Raw genomic sequence first — 23,308 nt, forward strand, 5'->3', positions numbered from 1 at the left:
GTGGCTTAACCTCTGTGTCAGGCGGCTTTGCCGCTGGCGAATATCTTCAGATAGTCCATCAGCACCGCTTCCAATTGCAAGCGGGTATTCAAGGTATGCTGCCCGAACGGAGCCAACTGGCTCAGCGTTTGCTGGCATTCCATCAATTGCGCGATATCGGCGCGCGCGGCCAGCTGCTGCAAGGCGCGCTCCTGATCTGGATAATAGCGGACAAGACCAGCCAGTCTCAAACCCGCCAGATCATGCAGCCACTTCATCAGCCAGTTCAAGGGCAGCAGCAAGGGCAGTTTCTGCTTGTCCACCGCCTCGGCAAGCTGCAGCACATTGGCGAAACTGGGCTGGGCCAGGCCCTGCACGAACTGGCCGCGCAGCTTGGCCAGCGCCGGATCGTGGTCGAACATGGGCGCGCCGCCGTTGTGCGCCAGTTCCAGTTCGGCGTCGGCCACGCCCTGCTCGCGCAGCCAGGCCAGCGCCTGCGCCTGATCCGGCCGGGTCAGCGGAAACTGGCGGCAACGGCTGCGGATGGTGGGCAGCAAGCGTTGCGGCGCGTGCGCCACCAGCAGGAACAGCACCTCGGCCGGCGGTTCTTCCAGGATTTTCAGCAAGGCGTTGGCGGCGGCGGGGTTCAGGCTTTCCGCCGGTTCCACCAGCACCACGCGCCGGCCGGCGCGATGCGCGCTCAGATGGGCGAATTCGATCACTTCGCGCACCGCCTCGATCTTGATTACCGGCAGCTTGCGGCTGACTTTCTTGCCCTCGGCGCCGTCCTTGCCTTCTTCTTCCTCATCGCCCAACGGCGACAAGCGGCGGAAGTCCGGGTGGGTGCCGTGCCGATACCAGCGACAGGCCTCGCACTCGCCGCAGGGCTGGTGGCCGGCGCGCGGCCGCTCGCACAGCAGCGACTGGGCCAGGTGCTCGGCGAACTCCAGCTTGCCGATGCCGGCGGCGCCGGTGAACAGCCAGGCATTGGGCAGGCGTTCGCGCTCGGCGTTCAGCCGTTCCCAGTCTCCGTGTTGCCAGGGCAGCAGCATCAGTTAGCCTCCAGCAGGCGTTGCAGGCAGGCAGCGATGTCGACCTGGATCTCGGCGATGGAACGGCTGGCGTCCAGCACCGCGAAACGCGGCTGGCCGGCGGCGCGCCGCAGATAGGCTTCGCGCACGCGCACGTGGAAATCGGCCTTCTCCTGTTCGAAGCGGTCCAACTGCCGGGTTTTGGACATGCGTTCGGCCGCCACTTCCAGCGGCAGATCGAACAGCAAGGTCAGATCCGGCTGCAAGCCATGCTGCACCCATTGCTCCAGTGCGGCGATGCGCGCCGCCGGCACGCCGCGGCCGCCGCCCTGAAAGGCGAAGGTGGAATCGGTGAAGCGATCCGACACCAGCCACTGGCCGGCGGCGAGCGCCGGTTCGATCACGCTGTGCAGCAATTGCTGGCGCGAGGCGAACACCAGCAGGGTTTCGGCGTCCAGCGACACCTCGGTGTCCACCGCCAACAGCAGCTCGCGGATTTTCTCGCCCAGCGGGGTTCCGCCCGGCTCGCGGGTAAAGACGGCGTCGACGCCGTGTTGCGCCAGCCAGTCGCGGATGAAGGCCAGGTGGGTGCTTTTGCCGGCGCCGTCTATGCCTTCCAGATTGATGAAACGGCCGCGTTGCTGCTCTAGCGCCATTACTGTCCTTTCTTCAAGATATATTTGCGCACCGCCTGATTGTGCTCGTCCAGCGTCGCCGAGAAATGCGAGGTGCCGTCGCCGCGGGCGACGAAATACAAGGCATTGGTCGCGGCCGGATTGGCCGCCGCGTCCAGCGCCGCCTTGCCCGGCAAGGCGATGGGCGTCGGCGTCAGGCCGGCGCGGGTATAGGTATTGTAGGGCGTGTCGCGGCGCAGGTCGGCCTTGCCTATCTTGCCCTGGTACAAGCTGCCCATGCCGTAGATCACCGAGGGATCGGTCTGCAAGCGCATGCCCTGCTTCAGGCGGTTGACGAACACTCCCGCCACCATTGGACGGTCGGCGTCCTGTCCGGTTTCCTTCTCGATCAGGCTGGCCATGATCAGCAGTTCATAAGGCGTGCGGTAAGGCAGCTCCGGCTTGCGCGCCGCCCAGGCCGCTTCCAGCCGCTGCTGCATCGCGCCGAAGGCCTGGCGGTACAGCTCCACGTCCTCGGTGTCGGGCGAGAACAAATAGGTGCTGGGGAAGAACAGGCCCTCGGGCTTGGCGTCGCCAAAGCCCAGCCGCTGCATGATCTCCTCATCGCTCCAGCCCTTGGCGCTGTGCTTGATATCGGGATTGCGGTCTATCGCCTGGCGGAATTGGCGGAAGGTCCAGCCCTCTATCACCGTCAGGCTGGCCTCGTCCGGATGGCCGTCGGCCAGCCGGTTCAGAATCTCCAGCATCGAGGTCTGGCCGTCGAAACGATACAGGCCGGCCTTGATCTTGCGGTCCACGCCCTGCATGCGCGCCAGCGCCACCATCACCTGGCGGCTGCGGATCACGCCTTCCTGCTCCAGACCGCGCGCCACCTGGCTCAGGGTGCGATTGGGTCCAACGGTCAGCTTATAGCCGGCTTCCGGCAGGCCGACCGGAAGCAGAACCACCCAGGCCAGCCAGGCACAGCCCAGCGCCAGGCACAGCAACAACAGGCGAAACAGTGTTTTCATCATTTAATGGCGGGAAGAGTAAAACAACGCAGCGGGACGAGCGCGCATGATACCAGACAAGCCCTCCTGATCGACATGTCAGGCCGGGCCTTTGCAATCAAGCAAAGTTTGCGCCAGATCAACTGGCCACCTTTCCATTTTGCATAGTTTTGCTCGCGTTCTATATCTGATTAAATGGACTGCTTAAATGATGCGAGTCTTTTCATGAAGCCATTCTTCAATCTGGGATGCGCATTAGTGGCCTGGACGGCGCTGGCCAGATTGGCGGCAGTCCGACAGACCGACAGAAATTTATGGCGCTTGCCCATGGAGGCGTTCCGGCCAGGCCGGCATGCCCAACAACTGACGTATCAGCAGTCGCCGACCGCGCTGAGCGACTATCACGCGCTGATCGTCGAACCCCTGCTGCTGCTGAACCGCCAGCAGGACGGCGGCTGGCAGTTGCTGCAAATCGCCGAGCAGGAATCCGCCAACCAGATCGTGCGGCAACAAGTTGCCGCCCTGCTGCAGCCGTGGCCGATCGCGCTGACCGATGTCGCCACCCCCGGCGTGCTGCGGCTGCGCATCGCGGTGGCGGCGCGCCAATCGCGGATCGCTCAGGGCGGCCAGCCGCTGAACAGCAGCCATGTGGCCTTGCAGCTGCCCTGCATGGCCTCCAATATCGAACCCTATCTGCAGCTGGTGTCCTCGGTGTCCCAATTGGAAGACGCGATGGAACAGGGCGTGGTGGCCGGCGGCGTCACCATGCAGTCGCAAGTGGAGGCCGGCGACGCCGACGATGGCGACGGCTGGCGGCAATTGCTGGTCCAGGATTGGTCGCCGCTGCTGTGCCGGCAACTGGGTCCGGCGACACGGCGCGGCGCGGCTTCGTCGGCGCAATAAACCGTATGGAGATAGTCCGCTTCGTCACAAAGTCGCAACAATATCGATGGAACACCGCGTGACGGGCACAGTCCATCACCTTCTGAATCCGCCACCGAGCCCGCATCATGAAACCATTCTTTAAACTTGCCTGCGCGCTGATGGCCTCCGCCTTGCTGGCCAATATCAGCCACGCCGGGGACAAGCCGGAGAATCTGGTCCTGCTGCCCAGCGAGGCCTTCCATCCCAGCCCGGACCATGCCGGCCAGGTGCTGTATCTGCAGCCCGGCGTCGATCTGAAGCACTATCACGGCATCCTGATCGAGCCGCTGATCTTTCTGGGGCGCCAAGCGGACGGCCAATGGCGGGCGGCGACGGCCGACGAGCACAATCGTTTCGACGCCTGCTACCACAGCAGCCTGGCCCATGCGCTCTGCCGCGAAGGTCTGCCGGTGGCAGCCGCGCCCGGCCCCGGCATCGCGCGGCTGCGCGTGGCGGTGGGCTATAAGCTGTGGGAATTGGCCGAACCCGATGCCCATCGCTCCATGAAAACCGCGCTCAATCTGGCGCGCTTCGCCGATGACATCGACCCCTACTTGGCCCAAGTGTCCACCATCGGTCAATTGGAAGACTCCGAATCCGGATTGCTGCTGGCCGGCGGCGTCAACCTGCTGGGGAATGACAGGGCGCCCACCGATGCGCAGCCGTCCAGCGCGGAGTGGCTGCAGCAACGCGTCGACCTGTGGAGCCGCCATCACGCGCGGCAGATGGCCCAGCACCTGGCGGCCGCTACGCCGTTTGGGGGGTAGGCCGCCGTCCAAGCTGCCGGCATAATGGGCGTTTTGTTCCACTCAGGAAGCCAATCATGCCGCGCAAGATATTGAGCCTGTTGCTGTTGCTGTCTCCGCTGTTCGCCGCCGCCGACACCGTCACCGTGGCGGTGGCCAGCAATTTCCAGCAGACGCTGGACAAGATCGCAGTGGAGTTCAAGGCCGCCAGCGGCCACGACATCAAGGCCAGCGGCGGCGCTTCCGGCAAGCTCACCGCCCAGATCCGCCAGGGCGCGCCGTTCGACGTGTTCCTGTCCGCCGACGACGAGCGCCCGGCCGAGTTGCTGCGCGACAAGATAGGCAAGGCCGACAGCCGTTTCACCTACGCCATCGGCAAGCTGGTGCTGTGGAGCAAGCTGCGCGACGACGCCGGCGAAGCGGTGCTGCGCGGCGGCAACTTCAACAAGCTGGCCATCGCCAACCCCGCGGCCGCGCCCTATGGCCGCGCGGCAATGGAAACCCTGGCCGCGCTGAAACTCGCCGATACCCTCAAGCCCAAATTCGTCACCGGCGACAATATCAGCCAGACCATGCAATTCGCCCAGGTCGGCGGCGCCGACTTCGCCTTCGTCGCTTACGCCCAGTTGCTGGAACAAGGCATTGGCAACCATTACTGGCTGGTGCCGGCCAAGCTGCACCAGCCGATACGCCAGGATGCGCTGCTGGTGCGCGACACGCCGGCGGCCAGGGCCTTCCTCGCCTTCCTCAAGGGAGACAAGGCGCGCGCGCTGATCAAGAAAGCGGGCTACGACTTCGCCCAATGAGCACATCCGAATGGGCGGCCATCGCGCTGACGCTGAAGCTGGCCGCCATCAGCACCCTGATCCTGCTCCTGCTGTGCATACCGCTGGGCTGGTGGCTGTCGCGCACGCGTTCGCGCTTCAAGCCCATGATAGAAGCCGGCGCCACGCTGCCGCTGGTGCTGCCGCCCACGGTGCTGGGCTTTTACCTGCTGGTCGCCTTCGGCCCGCACGGCCCCATCGGCCAGCTGACCGTCTGGCTGGGCTGGCCCGGCCTCGCCTTTACCTTCCAGGGTCTGATCATCGCCTCGGTGCTGTATTCGCTGCCCTTCGTGCTGCAACCGCTGATCGTCAGCTTCAACGCGGTGCGGCGCGAGGAAATCGAAACCGCGATGGTGCTGGGCGCCAACCGCTGGCAGCGGCTGAGCCGGGTCATCCTGCCCAGTTGCCGCTCCGGCGTGCTGGCCGCCGCCAGCATGGGCTTTGCCCACACCGTGGGCGAGTTCGGCGTGGTGCTGATGATAGGCGGCAATATCGAGGGCGAAACCCGGGTCATATCCATCGCGCTGTATAACCATGTGGAGCAGGCGGACTATGCCAGCGCCCACCGGCTCGGCCTGTTGCTGGTGCTGTTCGCCTTTTCCACGCTGGCGCTAGTGTATCGCCTCAATGCGCGCCAGCGACGCTATGACGGCTAAGAACCTGTTCATAGTCTGCTGTGCTTCGGCGATACGGCGTTGAAAACGACTTCGAAATGCTCATCCGTGTGTACATTCCGCTTTCTCAGCCGTTTTCGCCTTGTCTCGCTCTTGCTCGCGAGACTTTGAACAGGCTCTAAGCGAAAGGTCTTGAACCCGCTCGCCGTACCCGGCCTGAGCCAAACAAGGTCAGGCGCTTATTCGAATTGCTGACATCTGTCGATGCAAACCGTTACACAGCGTCAACAAAATGCTGTTTTCATGCGCCATGACTTGGAGTATCGTTTTCCATGCCCGTCATGGGCCTGCCAACCCTCACAAGGATGAACCATGCGCAAATACCTGATGATCGCCGTTCTGGCCCTGACCTCCGCCAACCTCGCCCTGGCCGATGCCGCCTGCGATGCCAAGGCCGCCGAGAAAAAACTGTCCGGCGCCGCCAAGACCAGCTTCCTGAAGAAATGCGAGAAGGACAGCGCCGCCGCCAATGCCCAGAAGACCTGCGACGCCAAGGCCGCCGACAAGAAACTCGCCGGCGCGGCCAAGAGCAGCTTCGTGAAGAAGTGCGTGAAGGACGCGGCTCCGGCCAAGTAATCCCGCTAGCCGGCGGCCTGGCCGCCGGTACAGCCCGCTTGCCGGCAAATCCCTGATTGATCGCCTACACTGAGAGGTGGCAACAGGGATTCAGCAGGTGAGCCATGGCAAACACTATCCTTGGGAATTACAATCCGCTGTTATCGCTTTTCGGCAATAACAGCCAAAGCTTGAGTGGTTTATTGGGCGCCAGCTCGCCCATCGTGCCGCTGATCAACGGCGCGTCCAGCACCCAGAGCGCCAGCACCGATCCCAATGTGGTGCTGATCTCCGGCCTGGGCCAATTGCTGTCCAGCCTCAATATCTTCCAGACCAGCCTGCAGCAGATTTACTCACCCTACTCGATCAGCAACTCCATCAGCGCCACCAGCAGCAATCCGTCGGTCGCCAGCGTTTCCGCCGCCGCCGGCGCGCAAAACGGCAACTACAGCGTGTCGGTGTCGCAATTGGCGCAGGCGCAAAGCGCGCTGACCTCTTTTTCGCTGCCGGACACCAATAGCAGCGTCGTGGGCAGTGGCAGTCTGACCATCAAGACCGGCAGCTACGCCTACACCTCTCCCACCTCGGCCACCAGCTTCACCTCCAACGGCTCGGCCACGCTGTCCATCAGCAACGGTACCCTGTCCAGCATCGCCGGCGCGATCAATGGCGCCGGCATCGGCGTGGTGGCCAATATCGTGCAAAACGCCGCCGGCAACTACCAATTGCAAGTCAGTTCCGCCGAAACCGGCGCCAGCAACAACTTCCAGATCCTGGTCAGCGACAACGACGGCAACAACACCGATCAGAACGGTTTGTCGCGGCTGGCCTTCGACCAGACCCAGGCGGTGGGCAGCGGCCAGAACCTGAACCAGACCCAGGCGGCGCAGAACGCCAACTTCCTGATCAACGGCGCCTCCGGTTCCAGCGCCAATAATAGCGGCATCACGCTGGGCTCCTCGGTATCGATGAACCTGCTGTCCACTGGCAGCACCAATGTCGCGGTCAATATCGATCTGAGCGGCCTCAACGATCACGCGCAATCGCTGGCCGACGCCTACAACACGCTGCAAGGCAGCCTGAACGCGCTGCTGATCCGCGGCGGCCTGTTGTCCAACGATCCCATCGCCAAACAGGTGGCGGTCAGCCTGAATCAACAGGCCACCGCCAGCTATAGCAACGGCAACTCCTTGCTAAGCAATCTGAACCAGATCGGCCTCAGCTTCCAGTACCCGCAGCAGTTCGGCCAGATGGGCAGCCTGAGCTTCAATGCCAGCAGCCTGCAAAGCGCCTATAGCGGCGACTCCCAAGGCACGGCCAATCTGCTCTATGCCTCCGCGCGCGCGCTGAACTGGCTGGCCAATAGCTACGCCTCCTATGGCAACGGCACCATTCCGCTGACGCTGACCGCCTTGCAGAAAATGCAGATCAGCCAGCAGCTGGGCCAATCCGCCACGCCTACGTCCAACACCATCCCCTCCAATCTGGCATCGCTGACTTCCGGCCAGAGCGGCACCATCCAGTTGAGCGCGCAGCAGATCACCGCGCTGTCGCTGTACGCGATGGTGTATTCGCTGGGCGCGCCCTATGCCATCAACGCCCAGATTCTGAACAACGGCCTGGGCCTGCCCGGCAATAGCAGCGGCAACGGCATTTCCACTTATGCTTGATTGATATCCGCTATTTACTTTCACATCGGCATTGCCTAGCCAGTATTGTCTCGCTAAAATTCATCGGATGATTGGATGAATGAGGAGCGGGCCATGACGGCGCCACCTTACAAACGCTCGCTGGTCGATATCGCGGTGGAGAACATCGCCAAACGGCTGGCCGACGGCGATTGGCCATTGGGCGCGCGCATTCCCACCGAACCGGAGCTGGCCGAACAACTGGGCGTCAGCCGCAACACCGTGCGCGAAGCGGTGCGGGTGCTGCTGTATGCCGGGCTGCTGGAAGTGCGCCAGGGCGATGGCAGTTATGTGCGCGCCACCGTAAACCCCGGCGACGCGATGCGCGCCATCAGCCGCGCCAGCCTGCGCGAACATCTGGAAGTGCGTTGCATGCTGGAGGAAGCCGCCGCGCGGCTGGCCGCCAGCCGCTGCCCGGAAGCGGACCTCGGCGCGATAGCGGACGCATTGGCAGAGCGCGGCGAGCGCCTGCCGCAGGAGCCGCTGGAAGCCTTCATCGAGCGCGACCTGGCGTTTCATCTCGCCATCGCCAACGCCAGCGGCAACCAGGCCTTGGCCGAGCTCTACGCCTATTTTTCGCGCGCGGTGCGCCAGCATGTGCAGCAGTCCATCCTGGACGAGGCGCTGCCGGACCCCGACCTCGCCGCCCACCAGGCGATTTACGAAGCCATCCGCCAGCGGCGGCCAGATGAAGCCGGGCAAGCCGCCGCCGCCATTACCCGTCCCTTGCTGGAGGCGCTGGACCGCTTGCTGGATCGTCCCAGCACCATTTGAGCCTGATTCGAGCCGGCCCCCAGGCGCGGGGAGCCGGCTCCGACAACAACAAAAGCGCAGAAGGAAAACCCATGCCCACACCCAAATCCATGCCGGATCACCTGCCGGTAGAAGACACGCTGATCGATGCCGAGATCGACGACGCCGGCGTGCAAGGCCAGAATCCCGCGCCAAGCCGGCCCTGGCTGTTGCTGCTGGGCCTGATGCTGGTTGGCATCAATCTGCGCCCGGCGCTGTCCAGCCTGTCCCCGGTGCTGGGCGATGTCGCCGCCAGCCGCGGGCTCAGCGGCATGATGGCCGGCTTGCTCACCACGCTGCCGGTCGCTTGCCTGGGCCTGTTCGGCCCGCTGGCGCCGCGGCTGGCCCGCCGCTGGGGCAGCGAAAAGACCATCGCGCTAATCCTGGTGACGCTGGCGCTGGGCATCCTGCTGCGCACCCAGTTCGGCCAATTCGGCCTGTTCGCCGGCTCGGCGCTGGCCGGCGCCAGCATAGGCATCATCGGCGTGCTGCTGCCCGGCATCGTCAAGCGCGACTTTCCGCGCCAGGTCAGCCTGATGACCGGGGTCTACACCATGGCGCTATGCCTGGGCGCGGCGCTGGCCGCCGGCCTGACCGTGCCGGCGATGCACTGGATGGGCGACAGCTGGCAGGGCGCGCTGGCGATCTGGGCGACGCCGGCGCTGCTGGCCTTGCTGGCCTGGTGGCCGCAGACGCGAAAACAACAAGCGGCCCACCACGGCCAATGGCTGGTGCGCGGCCTGCTGCGCGACCCGCTGGCCTGGCAGGTGACGCTGTTCATGGGCTTGCAGTCGTCCATGGCTTACATCGTGTTCGGCTGGCTGCCGTCCATCCTGATAGACCGCGGCGAAACGCCGCTGCACGCCGGCCTGCTGCTGTCCATTTCCATCATGGTTCAAGTGGCCTCCTCGCTGCTGGTGCCGGCATTGGGACAGCGCTGCCGCGATCAGCGCCCGCCTATCGCCGTCACCGTGGCGCTGGTGCTCAGCGGCCTGTTGGGCATGTTGTTCGCTCCCACCGACAGCCTGCTGCTCTGGGCGGTGCTGCTGGGCCTGGGCCAGGGTGGCCTGTTCAGCATGGCGCTGAGCCTGCTGGCGCTGCGCTCGCCGGATCCCCATGTCGCCGCCCACCTGTCCGGCATGGCCCAGGGCGTCGGCTATGCGCTGGCCTCGCTCGGCCCGCTCAGCGTGGGCCTGATCCGCGACCAGACCCACAGCCTGTGGCCGCTGGGTCTGCTGTTCCTGCTGATTTCCACCGCCACCTGCGCGATGGGCATGCTGGCCGGACGCAAGCGCCTGGTGCAGGTGGAATCCCGCCCGCTATAAACCAACTGGCGACAAAAAACCCCGGGGCGCGCCCCGGGGTTTCTTTGTGCTTGACGGCCAGGCTCAGCCCTTGGGCCGGCCGATGATGCCGTAGCGCTGCCACAGATCCGGCAGGCTGGCCTGCCCCAGCGGAATCATCGCCTTGCCCAAGGCCAAGCGCGCCGGCAGCGAGGCCATCTCGCCATTCCATCCCGGCGCGCCCTCGTCCAGCACCGCGGCCAGATCGCGGTCGTCCACCGCCGCCAGTTCGCCGCCGATCTCGATCAGCAGCATGCCTTCCGGCGTCAGCCAGGCGGCGCGCGCCGGCACGTCGTCGTCGTAGGGCAGCGTGCTCCAGCCCGATGGCGTGCGCCGTGCCACCAGCGGCGCAGCGTCCAGCGTCACATAGACTTTCTGCGGCCCATTCTGCACATAACAGCGCCCCAGTCCGTCGCGGCTGTAGTTGCGGCCGAAAAACTCCACCATCGCCTCGTGTTGCAGACGTTCGTCCTTGATCCACCACTGGCCGCGCGCATCCAGCCGCAGCCAGCCGAACACCGCCGGCACATTCGGCCACTTGGCCATTGCCGCCTGTACTATCGCATCCATCATGCGTCTCCTTGCGGGTTTGCTCCCGCTTGATTCTCAGCTTTGACCACTAAATCAGATCGCTCTCAACACCGCCATCGGCGAGGTGCGGGTGACCCTCCCCACCAAGGGCCAGCCGGCCACCACCACCACCAGTGCGCCGCACAGCACCCCGGCCGGCAACAACCATGGATTGAACACCAAGGGCAGATTGAATAATTTGACCGATGCCAAAGCGCCTATGCCCATCGCGCCCAGCGCCGCCAGCAAACCGGAAAAAGCGCCCAGCCAGGCCAGCTCCGCCAGCACCACGCTGCGCACCTGCCGCCGCGACGCGCCCAGCGCCCGCATCAGGCCGACATCGAACAAGCGCTCGTCGCGCGTGGCGGCCAACGACGCCCACAACACCAGCACGCCGGCGGCCAGCGCCAGGCCGAACATCGCCTCGATGCCGCGCGCCAGCTTGTCCATCATCGCCCGCACCTCGCTCAGGATGGCGCCGACGTCGATCACGGTCAGATTGGGAAACTCGCCCACCAAGCGGTTGACGAAGTCCTCGTCCGCCGGGTCCAGCCGGAAACTGGTGATCCAGCTGGCTGGCTGCTGGCTGAATTGGCCCGGCGTGCCGATCACGAAGAAGTTGACGCGGAAACTGTCCCACGGCACTTCGCGCAAGCTGGTCACCTTGGCGCGATAAGTGGTGCCCGCCAGATCAAAGGCCAGCGTGTCGCCCAGCTTGATGCCCAGCGTGTCCGCCAGCCCGCGCTCCACGGAGAACTGCGGCTTGATCCGCTTCTGTTGCGGCCACCATTGGCCGGCCACCAGTTTATTGCCCGGCGGCAGTTCGTCGCGCCAGGACAGGTTGAACTCGCGTTCGGCCAAACGCCGCGCGCGCTCGTCCTCGTAGGCCGATGGCCGCACCGGTTGTTCATTGATGGCGATCAGCCGCGCCCGCACCATCGGCGCCAGCTCCGGCATCGCCCGTCCTTCCGAGGCGAACGCATTGCGCACGCCGTCCAGCTGATTGCGCTGGATATTGATGACGAATTTGTTCGGCGCGTCCGCCGGCACGCTGCGCTGCCAGGCGCCGATCAGATCGTCGCGCACAATGGTCAGCGTCAGCAGCGCCATCAGGCCCACCGACAGGGACACGATCTGAATCACCGCCAGCCAGTGCCGGCGCGCGATATTGGCGATGCCGAAGCGCCAGCCCACGCGGCGGCCGCGCGGCAGCCTCCGCATCAGGTAGACCACGCCCAGCGCCAGCGCGCCGACGGCGGCGAAAAAGCCCAGCATGCCGGCCAGCAGCCAGCCCGCCACCGCCAGGTCGCCCACTTGCCAGGCGGCCAGGCCCAGCAAGGCCACCAGCGCCAACAGCGGCGCCAGCACGCCCTGGCGCGTGGGTTCCAATTCATCGCGCAGCACCGCCGCCGGCGGCACATCGCGTATGCCCATCAGTGGCGGCAAGGCCAGGCCGGCCAGCAGCACCAGCGAGGCCAGCGGCCCGACCAGCCAGGTCAGCCAGCCCGGGTCGGGCAGGATTTCGCCGACATAGCCGCTGGCCAGCCGCATCAGCGCCAGTTGCACGCCGAAACCGCCGGCGGTGCCCACCGCGCCGGCCAGCAGGCCCAGCAACAGGAACAGGCTGACAAACAAGCCCCACACCTCACCCGCGGTCAGCCCCAGGCAGCGTAGCACCGCCACTTGCTGCCAATGACGCGCCAGATAACGGCGCACCACCAGCGCCACCGCCGACGCCGCCAGCGCCACCGTCAGCATCGCGGTCAGGCCGAGGAAACGCCGGGCGCGCTCCAGCGCGGTGCGTACTTCCGGCCTGGCTTCCTCCACGTTTTCCAGCCGGGCGTCCTTGGGTTTGGCCTTGTCCAGCCATTGGCGGAAGTCGGCGACGCCGCGGTCGTCCCCGGCGAACATCAGGCGCCAGCGCGCTCGGCTGCCTTCCTGGATCAAGCCGGTGGCGGCCAGGTCGGCGCGGTTGAACATCAGCCGCGGCACGAAGTTGTACAAGTCCATCGCCCCGTCCGGCTCGCGGACGATTTCGCCGGCCAGGCGCAATTGCGCGCCGCCTACGCCCAGGGTGTCGCCCAGCTTCAGCTTCAAGCGCCGCATCAGGCGGGCGTCGGCCCAGGCGCTGCCCGCGGCCGGGCGCAGGCTGCCGGTTTCGACGCGGCCATCGGCCAGGCGCACGCTGACTTCGCCGCGCAGCGGATAGCTGTCGCTGACCGCCTTATACGTGGCCAGCGTCGCCTGCCCGCCGGCGAACACCATGGAGGGAAAACTGATATTGTCGGCCAACCGCAAGCCGCGCTTTTCCGCCTCGCGGCGGATGGATTCCGGCGCCGGAGCGTTGCCGTTGAGCACCAGATCGGCGGCCAGCAGCTGCGTGGCCTGGGTGGTCAGCGCGCGCTCCACCCGGTCGGAGAAAAAGGCCACGCTGCTCATCGCCATCACCGCCACCACCAGCGCCAAGGCCAGGATGGTGAGTTCGCCGGACACCAGTTCGCGGCGGATGAAGCGCAGCACCAGGGTCAAACGGCCGCTCAAGGTCATGAGCGCGCTCCGTTGAGCTTGCCTTCCACCAGCCGGTAGATCGCATCGCAGCGGCTGGCCAGCTCGGTGTCATGGGTGACCAGCACCAGGGCGGTGCCCTGCTCGGCGTTGAGCTGGAACAGCAGGTCTATGATCTGGCGGCCGCTGTGCGGATCCAGATTGCCGGTGGGCTCGTCGGCGAACAGCAGGCCAGGATGAATGACGAAGGCGCGCGCCAGCGCCACCCGCTGCTGTTCGCCGCCGGACAGATGCCGCGGGTAATGGCCCAGCCGGTGGCTGAGGCCGACGCGGTCCAGCATCTGCCGCGCAGCCTCGCGCGCGTCGGCGCGGCCGGCCAGCTCCAGCGGCAGCATCACGTTCTCCAGCGCGCTCAATTGCGGCATCAACTGGAAATTCTGGAACACGAACCCCACCTTGTCTCTGCGCAGCAAGGCGCGCGCGTCCTCGCTCAGGCCCGCCAGCGCCTGGCCGAACAAGGCCACTTCGCCGCCGGATGGGTGATCCAGGCCCGCCAGCAAGGACAACAAGGTAGACTTGCCGGAACCGGACGCGCCGACAATGGCCACGCTCTCGCCTGGATACAGGGTCAGCGTGGCGCTGCGCAGAATGTTCAGCGGTTCGCCGTGAAAATGCACTTGCTTGGCCAGTTCGCTGGCCGCCAAAACCGCCTGGGTTTCAATTGGATTCATTTATGCGCTCGATACTAAGCAAAGTTCTACTTTCCGCCAGCCTGGGCTTGCTGCTGCAGCCGGCTTCCGCCGCCACGGTGCTGGTGTTCGGCGACAGCCTGTCCGCCGGCTACGGCCTGTCTCCGGGCCAGGGCTGGGTCAGCCAGCTCGCCAAGGAGATGGGGACGAAACACCGTATCATCAATGCCAGCATCTCCGGCGAAACCACCGCCGGCGGGCTGGCCCGGCTGCCGGACGCGCTGGCGCGCCATCGCCCCGACATCGTGGTGCTGGAGCTGGGCGCCAACGACGGCCTGCGCGGCCTGCCGCTGGCGCAGATGCGCGGCAATCTGTCCAAGATGATCGCCTTGGCCAAACAAAGCAAGGCCAGGGTGCTGCTGGTGGGCATGGCCCTGCCCCCGAACTATGGCCCGCAATACGGCGCCGAGTTCCGCAACGCCTACGCCGAGCTGGCCAAGCGCGAGCGCCTGCCCTTCGTGCCGCTGCTGGTGGCCGGCTTCGAGGCCGATCTGTCGAAGTTCCAGCCGGACGGCTTGCATCCCATCGCCGCCGCCCAACCTCAGATGATGCGCACGGTCAAGGCCAAGCTGCCGCTCAACTGAGCCCCAGGCCTTGTCTCGCGCTTGCTCGCCGGCCTTTGAGCAGACCTCAGGGCCACAGGATATTTGTTACATTGACATTTCGTATTGCAATGCAGCAAGATAAGCCAACAGCATAATCATATCCTGAATCGCCATGAGCCGTCCGCCACGCCCACCCTGGCCACAACGCCTGATAGCGCCCTACCGCGGCTTGCCCACCACGGTCTACATCCAGGTGCTGTGCAGCTTGATCAATAATATCGGCGGCATCACCAAGCTGTTCCTGCCGCTCTATCTGCGCGAAAGCTATCAGCTGGGCTATGGCACCATCGGCCTGCTGATGGCCGCCTACGGCGCCGGCGCGCTATTGGGCTCGCTCAAGGGCGGCGCGCTGTCCGACCGTTTCGACGGCCGCAAGCTGGCCACCCTGTTCCTGTTCACGTCCGGCGTCTGTCTATTGCTGCTGGCCTTGGCCATTCCCTTATGGCTGTTTGTGCCGGTGCTGCTGGTGTCCGGCCTCGGCGACGGCGCCTTCCGCCCGGTCAATCAGCGGCTGGCGCTGGAGCCTTGCCAGCCGCAGCAACGCGCGGTGGCGCAGGGCATGCTGCGGGTGGCCTTCAATCTGGGCGTCGCCATCGCCGGCCTGATCAGCGGCGCGCTGGCCGCCATCGGTTATGGCTGGGTCTACGCGGCCAACGCCGCCGCCACCTTGAGCGCGGCCGCCTGGCTGGCCTGGGCCTACCGTCGCTACGACGCGGCGTCCATCCACCAGGCGACGCCAGAAGCCGCCGAAACCAGCGCCGCGGATCTGGTCGGTCCCTGGCGCGACCTTCCCTTTCTGCGCATATTGCTGGCCCTGATGCTGATGACCGCAGTATTCGACCAGATCTATGTGACGCTGGGCTTATTCCTGCGCGAGCATTATCAACTGGGCCCGCAATGGATGGGTTATCTGTTCACCCTGAACGGGCTGATGGTGGTGGCGCTGCAGATCCCGATCAGCCGCCGCATCCTGGACTGGGGCCTGCTGGCCAGCACCCAGGCCGGGGTGCTGCTGACCGGCTTGTCCTTTCTGTGGCTGACCGCCGGCGTCGGCCCGGTCTGGGCGTTATTGATGATGTTCACGCTGACCTTGGGCGAGCTGCTGATTTCCCCCTGTTACACCATGCTGGTGATGCACCGCTCCGAAGGTCGGCTGCGCGGCCGTTACCTGGGCCTGTACAACGCAATCTGGCAAGGCCGCACCCTGTTCGCGCCGGCGCTGGGCACCTGGCTGTACGGCCATTTCGGCGGCATCTCGCTCTGGTGGCTGTGCGCGGCCGTCGTCTGCGTGTCCGCGCTGCTCCAGCACGCGGCGTTGCGCGAAATCCTGGGACCGGCCCGCGCGACAGCCACAGCCTGACGGGCTCAAGCCTGCCGGTCTTCGCGCCAGACGCGCACCCGGTTGCGCCCCTGCTGCTTGGCCGAATACAGGGCGGCGTCCGCCCGCAGCAAGGCCTGCTGGCTGCCGCCCTCCTCCGGCCGGCCAGCCACGCCTATCGACACCGTCTGCGCCAGCCCCGCCGGCAAGCCATCCAAACCAGCCTCCGCCAACACCAGCCGCACCCGCTCCATCGTCTCCGCCAGCCGCTCCGGCGCCAGGCCCGGCGCCAGCACCACGAACTCTTCGCCACCGTAGCGCGCCAAGATCATTTCCGGCTGCAGACAAGCGGCGATATGTTGCGCCGACTGCTGCAACACCTGGTCGCCCACCAGGTGGCCGAAGCGATCGTTGATGGACTTGAAATCATCCAGATCCAGCATTGCCAGGCTCCACACCGCTTCCGCGTCCTGATCCAGCGCCGCCATGCGGCTGCGCAAGGCCCGCTGATTGAGACAGCCGGTCAGCACATCGGATTCGGCCAGCGCGTGCAATTGCTCCACCGCCTGGCGCAGCATATTCCGCCGCTGCTCCAGCAACTCCCGTTTCCCCTCGCTTTCCGCGTGCACGCTCTGCAGCCGGCGCAGCACCACCGCATTCTGTTCGCGCAGGCGCACGGTGTCGCGCAGCAGCGGATTGAAACTGGATAGAAACTCCCATTGCACCAGGATGAAGATCACCGCGCCGGCCAGCAAGGCGCTGTACAGCACGCCGCCCTCGCTATAAAAGCGGTACAGCGGATAGGCCCAATAGCCGATGAAGAAAGTCAGATGCAAATCACGACAGGGAGCCATCAAGAGACAGACCGCGGCGAAACCGCCGGCCAGCCACAGCACCACGACGATGCGATAAGCGCCCTCCTGCTCTGGAAACATGAACCACATCATCATGCTCCACACCATGGCGCTGCACAGCATCAAGCGCCGCAATCCCAGGTAATGCGCGAACACCTGCTCCTGGCGCCGCGCCTGCAGGCGAAAGCGATGCGCCAGCCGCGCGAACAGCAGCTCCATCAGCAGGAACAAGCTCGACCAGAACAGGATGCGCCAACCGGGCGCATGGCGGTACATCAACAGGCCAAACAAGGGAATGGCGACAAAGGACTGCAAGATGGAAATATTGAGCATGGACACAAATTGGCGCACCAATTCCGCCTCCAGCTGCGGTTGCGGGCTTTCCCAGGGAAAGGGGCGCGCGCCTAGCCAGCGCCTCATGCCTCGCCCTCCCGCGCCAGGCAAACCCGGTCTCGTCCCATTTCCTTGGCCTGGTACAACGCTTTGTCCGCCTGTTGCAGCAGGGCCTGCGGTCCGGCCCCCGGCCGCCAGGCGGCCACGCCGCAGGACAAGGTCACCGGCAGATCGCCGCTCCAGCGCCGCCAGTCCCAGCCGCTGATCTTGCCGCGCAGCGCTTCCATGCGCCGGCTCAGTTCCGCGCCGTTGCAGGCCGGCGCCAGCAGCAGAAACTCTTCGCCGCCGTAGCGGCCGAACAATTCGCCGTCCGCCAATTCCTCTTGCACCAATACGCACAGCTGCTGCAGCACATCGTCGCCGCGCGCATGGCCGTGGCTGTCGTTGATGCGCTTGAAATGGTCCAGATCGATGATGGCGATGGCGAAGGGCGCGCCTTGCGTTTCCGAACGCGCCAGCAGCCGTTCCATTTCCCGCATCAGCGCGCGCATGTTCAAGGCGCCGGTCAACGGGTCGCGCGAGGCCAGTTCGCTGATGCGCTCCACCGCCTGGTCCAGCTCCACGTTCTTCTGTTCCAGCATCGCGTTGTAGCTCTCCAGCTGGCGCTGCTCCAGCATCAGTTCGCGCAACAGGCCGGTGTTCTGCGCGCGCTGGCTCATGGACTCATGGGCGAAGCGGTGCAACCTGGCGGTGAACTGCACCAGCACCAGCAGGTAGATCGCGCCGGAAACGCCCACCCAGCGGAATACCGCTTCCGGCGACAGAAACAGGCGCAGCAGGATCAAGCCCCAGATCGGCAGCACGAAGCCGAAGAACAATTCGCGCCGCGCCGACAGCATCGCGCCCTGGACCGCGCTGACCGCAATCCCCCACAACACCACGATCAGGCTGTAGGTCAGGTCCCCGCTCGGCATCAGCACCCAGGCGGCTAGACCCCAGCCCACGCCGACGCAGGTGATCTGCGCGGCGAAACGGCGGTGCAGCGCGGCGATCTGCCAGTCGTCGTGGTCGGGGCAGCGGCTGGCGCGCCAGGTAGTACCCCACAGGGCCAGCAACAGCAGCCAGAACGCCACCAGCCACAGCAGCGACGGCAGCCACGGCGTTCTGCCCCACTCCAGCGCCGCCAGCAGCGCCGAGCCCAGCAGCGCATGCGGCACCACCACGTGGGTCGAGCGCATGACATGCAGCATGGTGAGGCTGTCCAACTGGCTGATCGGCGGAGGCATGGCTGGCGTCTGACGAATTCCGGATGGCTTATTTTTCCGTTATAGCGGGCAAAGCGCCAGTCCGGCGCGTCCGGGCATGAAAAAGCCCCGCGGGCCAAGGCGCGCGGGGCGTGTATGCCGGATCGTGTTCGATCCGAATACCGATTACAGATCCTTGGCGTTTTCCGCCAGGTAGGAAGCCACGCCTTCGGCGCTCGGCTTCATGCCCTTCTTGCCCTTGTTCCAACCGGCCGGGCACACTTCGCCGTGCTCTTCGGTGAACTGCAGCGCGTCAACCATGCGCAGCATTTCGTCCACATTGCGGCCCAGCGGCAGGTTGTTCACCACTTGGTGCTGCACCACGCCGGAGCGGTCGATCAGGAAGGAGCCGCGGAAAGCGACGCCGCCTTCGGCTTCAACGTCGAAGGCCTTGCACAGTTCGTGCTGGATATCGCCCACCAGGGTGTAGCCAACTTGGCCGATACCGCCTTTTTCCACCGGGGTGTTGCGCCATGCGGCATGGGAGAACTGGCTGTCGATGGACACGCCGATCACTTCCACGTTCTTGGCTTTGAAGTCGGCCAGGCGGTGATCGAAGGCGATCAGCTCGGACGGGCACACGAAGGTGAAGTCCAGCGGGTAGAAGAACACTACCGCGTACTTGCCGGCGGTAGCTTGCTTGAAGGAGTAGTTGTCAACGATCTGACCATCGCCCAGCACGGCGGAAAAGGTTTTCGCGCCATCGAAGAAGGGGGCTTGCTTGCCAACGAGTACGGCCATTGCGGATCTCCTTAAAGGTCTTGGTGTGACTGCGCTTCCCTGATCGGGCATCGGGAAACGCGGCGGAATGCGAGGCTTTATAAATCAGCCCGGCCGGGATCGGCAAATTGTAAATCCATATCGTTGCGATAAAGTTTTGCAATGCCGCTGCGGCGGGCGCGCCTTGAGAATAGCTAAGGCTGCTATTAGATCGGGGCGAATGCCCAAGGTTCAAGCCGAGCCGTCCAGCCGCGCCAAATAAAAACGGCCGCTGCATGGGCAGCGGCCGTCGGCATCGCATTAAGCCGACATCAAGCGGACGGCTCGGCCTTCTGGCGCAGACGCAGGTTCAGTTCGCGCAGCTGCTTGTCGTCCACCGCATTGGGCGCGTTGGTCAGCAGGCACTGGGCGCGCTGGGTTTTCGGGAAGGCGATCACGTCGCGGATGGACTCCGCGCCGCACATCAGCGTCACCAGACGATCCAGGCCGAAAGCCAGGCCGCCGTGCGGAGGCGCGCCAAACTTCAGGTTGTCCAGCAGGAAGCCGAACTTGTTCTGCTGCTCTTCCGGGCTGATCTTCAGCGCGCCGAACACTTTTTCCTGGATCTCGGCGCGGTGGATACGGATGGAGCCGCCGCCGATTTCCCAGCCGTTCAGCACCATATCGTAGGCGCGCGCCAGGCAGGCGCCCGGATTGGTGGCCATCAGGTCCTCGTGGCCCTGCTTCGGGCTGGTGAACGGATGGTGGCAGGCGGTCCAGCGGTCGTCGTCCTCGTCGTGCTCGAACATCGGGAAGTCCACCACCCACAGCGGGCGCCATTCCTTGACGAAGTAGCCGTTGGCCAAGCCGTGTTCGTGACCGATCTTGATGCGCAGCGCGCCGATGGCCTCGTTCACCACCTTGGCCTTGTCCGCGCCGAAGAAGATGATGTCGCCGTTTTGCGCGCCGGTGCGCTCGATGATGGCTTTCAGGCCATCCGCGGACAGGAACTTGACGATGGGAGACTGCAGGCCTTCTTCGGTCGGCTTGCTGGCGTCGTTGACCTTGATGTAGGCCAGACCCTTGGCGCCGTAGATGCTGACGAACTGGGTGTAGTCGTCGATTTCCTTGCGGCTGAGGCCGGAACCGCCCGGCACGCGCAGCGCCACCACGCGGCCGTTGGCCATGTCGGCCGCGCCGCGGAACACCTTGAACTCTTCCGACTTCATCACATCGGTCAGTTCGGTAAATTTCAGGTCCACGCGCATGTCCGGCTTGTCCGAACCGTAGTAGAACATCGCGTCGGCGTAAGTCATGCGCGGGAACTGCGGCAGCTCCACGCCCAGCACGTCGCGGAAGATCTCCTTGGTCATGCCCTCGGTGATATCCATGATCTGGTCCTCGTTCAGGAACGAGGTCTCGATATCGATCTGGGTGAATTCCGGCTGACGGTCGGCGCGCAGGTCTTCGTCGCGGAAGCACTTGGTGATCTGGTAGTAGCGGTCGAAGCCGGCCACCATCAGCAATTGCTTGAACAGCTGCGGCGATTGCGGCAGCGCGAAGAACTCGCCCGGATGCACGCGGGACGGCACCAGGTAATCGCGCGCGCCCTCCGGCGTGGAGCGGGTCAGCATCGGGGTTTCGATGTCGATGAAGCCCTGCTTGTCCAGATGGTTGCGCACGCCCATCGCCACCTTGTAGCGCAGACGCAGGTTTTTCTGCATCGCCGGGCGGCGCAGATCGATCACGCGGTTGGTCAGACGCACGTTCTCGGACAGGTTCTCGTCGTCGATCTGGAACGGCGGCGTGGCGGCGGCGTTGAGGATTTCGATTTCCTTGGCCAGGATTTCGATCTCGCCGGAAATCATCTTGCTGTTGGCGGTACCGGCCGGACGCTCGCGCACGATGCCGGTGATGGACAGCACGTATTCGCCGCGGCTGCTGTCGGCCAGTTGGAACGCTTCCGGGGTGTCCGGATCGATCACCACCTGCACCAGGCCTTCGCGGTCGCGCAGATCGATGAAGATCACGCCGCCATGGTCGCGGCGGCGGTGAGCCCAGCCCTTCACGGTCACGGTCTGACCCAGGTATTTTTTGTCAATAAGTCCGCAATAGTCGGTTCGCATTTGGGTAAACCCTTTTATTCAAATTCGCTGAGGTATCCCCGCCAGGGGGAAAAGAAGGCTTTATGGGCTAGACAGGGTGGCGGCCTAGCCCTGTCGATTATGTTCGTCGTTCAGGCGCGGACGCTGAGCGGCCGGCGGCGGGTTAGGCGCCACCATGCCCATGGAAATCGCGTATTTCAACGCTTCGTCCACGCTCATGTTCAATTCGCGGGTGTCCTTCTTGGCCACCATCACGAAATAACCCGAAGTCGGGTTGGGGATGGTCGGCACGTAAACGCCGATGAACTCGTCGTCGGACAAGGATGCGGACACGACATCAGGCAGCGGGCCGGTCTGAAACGCCACCGTCCACATGCCGGAATGGGGAAACTGCACCAGCAGCGCCTTCTTGAAGGCCTGGCCGGAGTCGGACAGCAGCGTGTCGCTGACTTGCTTGACGCTGTTGTAGATGCTCTTCACCACCGGGATGCGCGACAGCAGCGCGTCCCACATGTCCAGCACGCGCTGGCCCAGCACATTGGCGGCCAACATGCCGGTGCCCAACAGAATCAGCACCGACAGCACCACGCCCAGGCCGGGCAAGTGGAAGCCAAGCAAGGCCTCGGGCTGCCATTCCTGCGGCAGCAGGTTCAGCGTCTGGTCCAGCGAGGTGACGATCAGGTTCAGCACCCACAAGGTCACGGCCAAGGGCAGCCACACCAGCAAGCCAGTGACCAGGTAGCCCTTCAGCGTCATTTTTATTTGCGGCGTCATCGGGGTTTACGCGCACCCACAGCCAGTGCCGCAGCTATGACCGCCGCCGCTGCCAGAAGACGCGGAGGACGAGCCGCTGGACGAGCCGCCCTTGAAGTCGGTGGCGTACCAGCCGGAACCCTTCAGCTGGAAGCCGGCGGCCGACAGCTGCTTGCGGTATTCGGCGCTGCCACAGCCCGGGCATTGCGCGATCGGCTCGTCGCTGAGTTTTTGCAGGTGCTCTTTGGCGACGCCGCAGGCGCCGCAACGGTATTCGTAGATTGGCATAGCTTTGCTTCCCCACCAGTAATCATGATGGCATAATAGACCGAACTCATGCTGCACTGCACTATCCGAGCGTGAACTTCCGCTCGACATGCCTAGTCGGACAGACGCGGATGAACGGCTCCAACGCCGAGTCATCCATCCGCCGAATCGTCGATTATATCCGACTGAATCGTCAATACAAAAATCCCTTTGCTTCATTAGCCCGCAATACTGCCCTGCAACCCTACAAATCCCGGAGGTCACATGGTTTACCAAGAGGGTCAGATGGAAAGCATTCGCAACATTCTTGCCGGCAAGAAAGGCCTGATCGTAGGCATCGCCAACGAGAACAGCATCGCCTATGGTTGCGCCAGCGTGCTGCGCGACCTGGGCGCCGAGTTCGCCGTCACCTACCTGAACCAGAAAGCGGAGAAATACGTGCGCCCGCTGGCCGACCAGCTGGGTTCGCCGCTGGTGCTGCCGCTGGACGTGGAGCAGCCCGGTCAGATGGAGGCGGTGTTCGAGGCCATTCGTCAGCAATGGGGCAAACTGGATTTCGTCATTCACTCCATCGCCTTCTGCCCGATGGACGATCTGCACGGCCGCGTCACCGACTGTTCGCTGGAGGGCTTCCAGCAAGCGATGCGCGTGTCCTGCTACTCCTTCATCGAAATGGCGCGCCTGGCCGAGCCCTTGATGAGCCAGGGCGGCAGCCTGATCACCATGAGCTATTACGGCGCCGACAAAGTGGTGGAAAACTACAACATCATGGGCCCGGTCAAGGCGGCGCTGGAAAGCGTATCGCGCTACCTGGCCAGCGAACTGGGCTCCAAGAACATCCGCGTGCACGCGGTTTCCCCCGGCCCGCTGCGCACCCGCGCCGCCTCCGGCATCGCCCACTTCGACCAGTTGATCGAGGACGCCATCGCCCGCGCGCCGCAAAACCGCCTGGTGGAAATCGAGGACGTGGGCACCACCTGCGCCTTCCTGATCTCCGACGCCGCCCGCGGCCTGACCGGTCAGACCATCTATGTCGATGGCGGCCACCACATCAAGGCCTGAGGGA

23 protein-coding genes are annotated in these 23,308 nt (G+C 64.7%); 11 read left to right on the forward strand and 12 right to left on the reverse strand.

Annotation, left to right across the window (positions count from 1 at the left end):
* Nucleotides 1-17: 17 nt before the first annotated feature.
* The 3 genes from LQT98_RS01565 to mltG are packed head-to-tail and all read right to left on the reverse strand — an operon-like array spanning nucleotide 18 to nucleotide 2,658.
* On the reverse strand, nucleotides 18-1,031 hold the full coding sequence (locus tag LQT98_RS01565; protein WP_231460889.1) for a DNA polymerase III subunit delta': 1,014 nt from the start codon (nucleotides 1,029-1,031) through the stop codon (nucleotides 18-20).
* Nucleotides 1,031-1,666 (reverse strand): dTMP kinase, encoded by a 636-nt coding sequence (gene tmk, locus LQT98_RS01570; RefSeq protein WP_231460890.1) that lies wholly within the window; start codon nucleotides 1,664-1,666, stop codon nucleotides 1,031-1,033. Before tmk ends, LQT98_RS01565 begins: the two co-directional genes overlap by 1 nt.
* On the reverse strand, nucleotides 1,666-2,658 hold the full coding sequence (gene mltG, locus LQT98_RS01575; protein ID WP_231460891.1) for an endolytic transglycosylase MltG: 993 nt from the start codon (nucleotides 2,656-2,658) through the stop codon (nucleotides 1,666-1,668). Before mltG ends, tmk begins: the two co-directional genes overlap by 1 nt.
* 303 nt (nucleotides 2,659-2,961) lie before the next feature.
* On the opposite strand from mltG, the gene LQT98_RS01580 reads away from it, so the two are divergent.
* From LQT98_RS01580 to LQT98_RS01615, 8 genes are all read left to right on the forward strand, one after another.
* Entirely contained in the window at nucleotides 2,962-3,537 is a 576-nt protein-coding gene (locus LQT98_RS01580; RefSeq protein WP_231460892.1) for a DUF3313 family protein, read from the forward strand.
* Between the two features lie 107 nt (nucleotides 3,538-3,644).
* Nucleotides 3,645-4,325, forward strand: a complete 681-nt coding sequence (locus tag LQT98_RS01585) for a DUF3313 family protein (RefSeq protein ID WP_082150956.1) — start codon at nucleotides 3,645-3,647, stop codon at nucleotides 4,323-4,325.
* Between the two features lie 56 nt (nucleotides 4,326-4,381).
* Complete coding sequence (modA, locus tag LQT98_RS01590) at nucleotides 4,382-5,110, forward strand: molybdate ABC transporter substrate-binding protein (RefSeq protein WP_048409271.1); 729 nt, start codon at nucleotides 4,382-4,384, stop codon at nucleotides 5,108-5,110.
* Nucleotides 5,107-5,784, forward strand: coding sequence for a molybdate ABC transporter permease subunit (gene modB, locus LQT98_RS01595; RefSeq protein ID WP_231460893.1), 678 nt, complete (start codon nucleotides 5,107-5,109; stop codon nucleotides 5,782-5,784). The genes modA and modB overlap by 4 nt, the downstream gene beginning before the upstream one ends.
* 330 nt (nucleotides 5,785-6,114) lie before the next feature.
* Complete coding sequence (locus LQT98_RS01600) at nucleotides 6,115-6,378, forward strand: hypothetical protein (RefSeq protein WP_048409269.1); 264 nt, start codon at nucleotides 6,115-6,117, stop codon at nucleotides 6,376-6,378.
* A 170-nt stretch (nucleotides 6,379-6,548) separates the two neighbouring features.
* Nucleotides 6,549-8,027: a flagellar filament capping protein FliD gene (gene fliD / locus LQT98_RS01605; protein WP_231460894.1), complete on the forward strand. Its 1,479-nt coding sequence runs from the start codon at nucleotides 6,549-6,551 to the stop codon at nucleotides 8,025-8,027.
* 93 nt (nucleotides 8,028-8,120) lie between these two features.
* The gene (locus LQT98_RS01610) at nucleotides 8,121-8,819 is read left to right on the forward strand and encodes a FadR/GntR family transcriptional regulator (RefSeq protein ID WP_231460895.1); all 699 of its coding nucleotides are present in this window, start codon (nucleotides 8,121-8,123) and stop codon (nucleotides 8,817-8,819) included.
* A gap of 71 nt (nucleotides 8,820-8,890) precedes the next feature.
* The gene (locus LQT98_RS01615; RefSeq protein WP_231460896.1) at nucleotides 8,891-10,162 is read left to right on the forward strand and encodes a CynX/NimT family MFS transporter; all 1,272 of its coding nucleotides are present in this window, start codon (nucleotides 8,891-8,893) and stop codon (nucleotides 10,160-10,162) included.
* 63 nt (nucleotides 10,163-10,225) lie between these two features.
* Here LQT98_RS01615 and LQT98_RS01620 read toward each other — a convergent pair whose 3' ends face one another.
* The 3 genes from LQT98_RS01620 to LQT98_RS01630 are packed head-to-tail and all read right to left on the reverse strand — an operon-like array spanning nucleotide 10,226 to nucleotide 13,986.
* A complete protein-coding gene (locus LQT98_RS01620; RefSeq protein WP_231460897.1) occupies nucleotides 10,226-10,750 on the reverse strand; it encodes a DUF2946 family protein in 525 nt (174 codons plus the stop codon).
* Between the two features lie 54 nt (nucleotides 10,751-10,804).
* Nucleotides 10,805-13,297: an ABC transporter permease gene (locus LQT98_RS01625; protein ID WP_231460898.1), complete on the reverse strand. Its 2,493-nt coding sequence runs from the start codon at nucleotides 13,295-13,297 to the stop codon at nucleotides 10,805-10,807.
* Nucleotides 13,294-13,986: an ABC transporter ATP-binding protein gene (locus LQT98_RS01630; protein ID WP_048409264.1), complete on the reverse strand. Its 693-nt coding sequence runs from the start codon at nucleotides 13,984-13,986 to the stop codon at nucleotides 13,294-13,296. The genes LQT98_RS01625 and LQT98_RS01630 overlap by 4 nt, the downstream gene beginning before the upstream one ends.
* A 2-nt stretch (nucleotides 13,987-13,988) precedes the next feature.
* On the opposite strand from LQT98_RS01630, the gene LQT98_RS01635 reads away from it, so the two are divergent.
* Nucleotides 13,989-14,588 (forward strand): arylesterase, encoded by a 600-nt coding sequence (locus tag LQT98_RS01635; RefSeq protein WP_231460899.1) that lies wholly within the window; start codon nucleotides 13,989-13,991, stop codon nucleotides 14,586-14,588.
* 133 nt (nucleotides 14,589-14,721) lie between these two features.
* A complete protein-coding gene (locus tag LQT98_RS01640) occupies nucleotides 14,722-15,969 on the forward strand; it encodes an MFS transporter (protein ID WP_231460900.1) in 1,248 nt (415 codons plus the stop codon).
* A gap of 5 nt (nucleotides 15,970-15,974) precedes the next feature.
* On the opposite strand, the gene LQT98_RS01645 is transcribed toward LQT98_RS01640, so the two are convergent.
* The 6 genes from LQT98_RS01645 to LQT98_RS01670 all read right to left on the reverse strand — a co-directional run bounded on the left by LQT98_RS01645 (nucleotide 15,975) and on the right by LQT98_RS01670 (nucleotide 22,263).
* A complete protein-coding gene (locus LQT98_RS01645) occupies nucleotides 15,975-17,201 on the reverse strand; it encodes a GGDEF domain-containing protein (RefSeq protein WP_231460901.1) in 1,227 nt (408 codons plus the stop codon).
* Nucleotides 17,198-18,400 (reverse strand): GGDEF domain-containing protein, encoded by a 1,203-nt coding sequence (locus tag LQT98_RS01650; RefSeq protein WP_231460902.1) that lies wholly within the window; start codon nucleotides 18,398-18,400, stop codon nucleotides 17,198-17,200. Before LQT98_RS01650 ends, LQT98_RS01645 begins: the two co-directional genes overlap by 4 nt.
* A gap of 144 nt (nucleotides 18,401-18,544) precedes the next feature.
* Nucleotides 18,545-19,159 carry a peroxiredoxin gene (locus LQT98_RS01655; protein WP_048409261.1) on the reverse strand — a complete coding sequence of 205 codons (615 nt, stop codon included), beginning with the start codon at nucleotides 19,157-19,159 and terminating at the stop codon, nucleotides 18,545-18,547.
* A 290-nt stretch (nucleotides 19,160-19,449) separates the two neighbouring features.
* On the reverse strand, nucleotides 19,450-21,243 hold the full coding sequence (aspS, locus tag LQT98_RS01660) for an aspartate--tRNA ligase (protein WP_048409260.1): 1,794 nt from the start codon (nucleotides 21,241-21,243) through the stop codon (nucleotides 19,450-19,452).
* A gap of 84 nt (nucleotides 21,244-21,327) precedes the next feature.
* Nucleotides 21,328-21,996, reverse strand: a complete 669-nt coding sequence (locus LQT98_RS01665) for a DUF502 domain-containing protein (protein ID WP_048409259.1) — start codon at nucleotides 21,994-21,996, stop codon at nucleotides 21,328-21,330.
* 6 nt (nucleotides 21,997-22,002) lie between these two features.
* Complete coding sequence (locus LQT98_RS01670; protein WP_231460903.1) at nucleotides 22,003-22,263, reverse strand: FmdB family zinc ribbon protein; 261 nt, start codon at nucleotides 22,261-22,263, stop codon at nucleotides 22,003-22,005.
* Nucleotides 22,264-22,506: 243 nt separating this feature from the next.
* Here LQT98_RS01670 and fabI point away from each other — a divergent pair, with 243 nt between their 5' ends.
* Complete coding sequence (gene fabI, locus LQT98_RS01675) at nucleotides 22,507-23,304, forward strand: enoyl-ACP reductase FabI (RefSeq protein ID WP_231460904.1); 798 nt, start codon at nucleotides 22,507-22,509, stop codon at nucleotides 23,302-23,304.
* Nucleotides 23,305-23,308: the final 4 nt, after the last annotated feature.

It is taken from the genome of Chromobacterium aquaticum, assembly GCF_021129195.1.
GTDB classification, from domain to species: domain Bacteria; phylum Pseudomonadota; class Gammaproteobacteria; order Burkholderiales; family Chromobacteriaceae; genus Chromobacterium; species Chromobacterium aquaticum.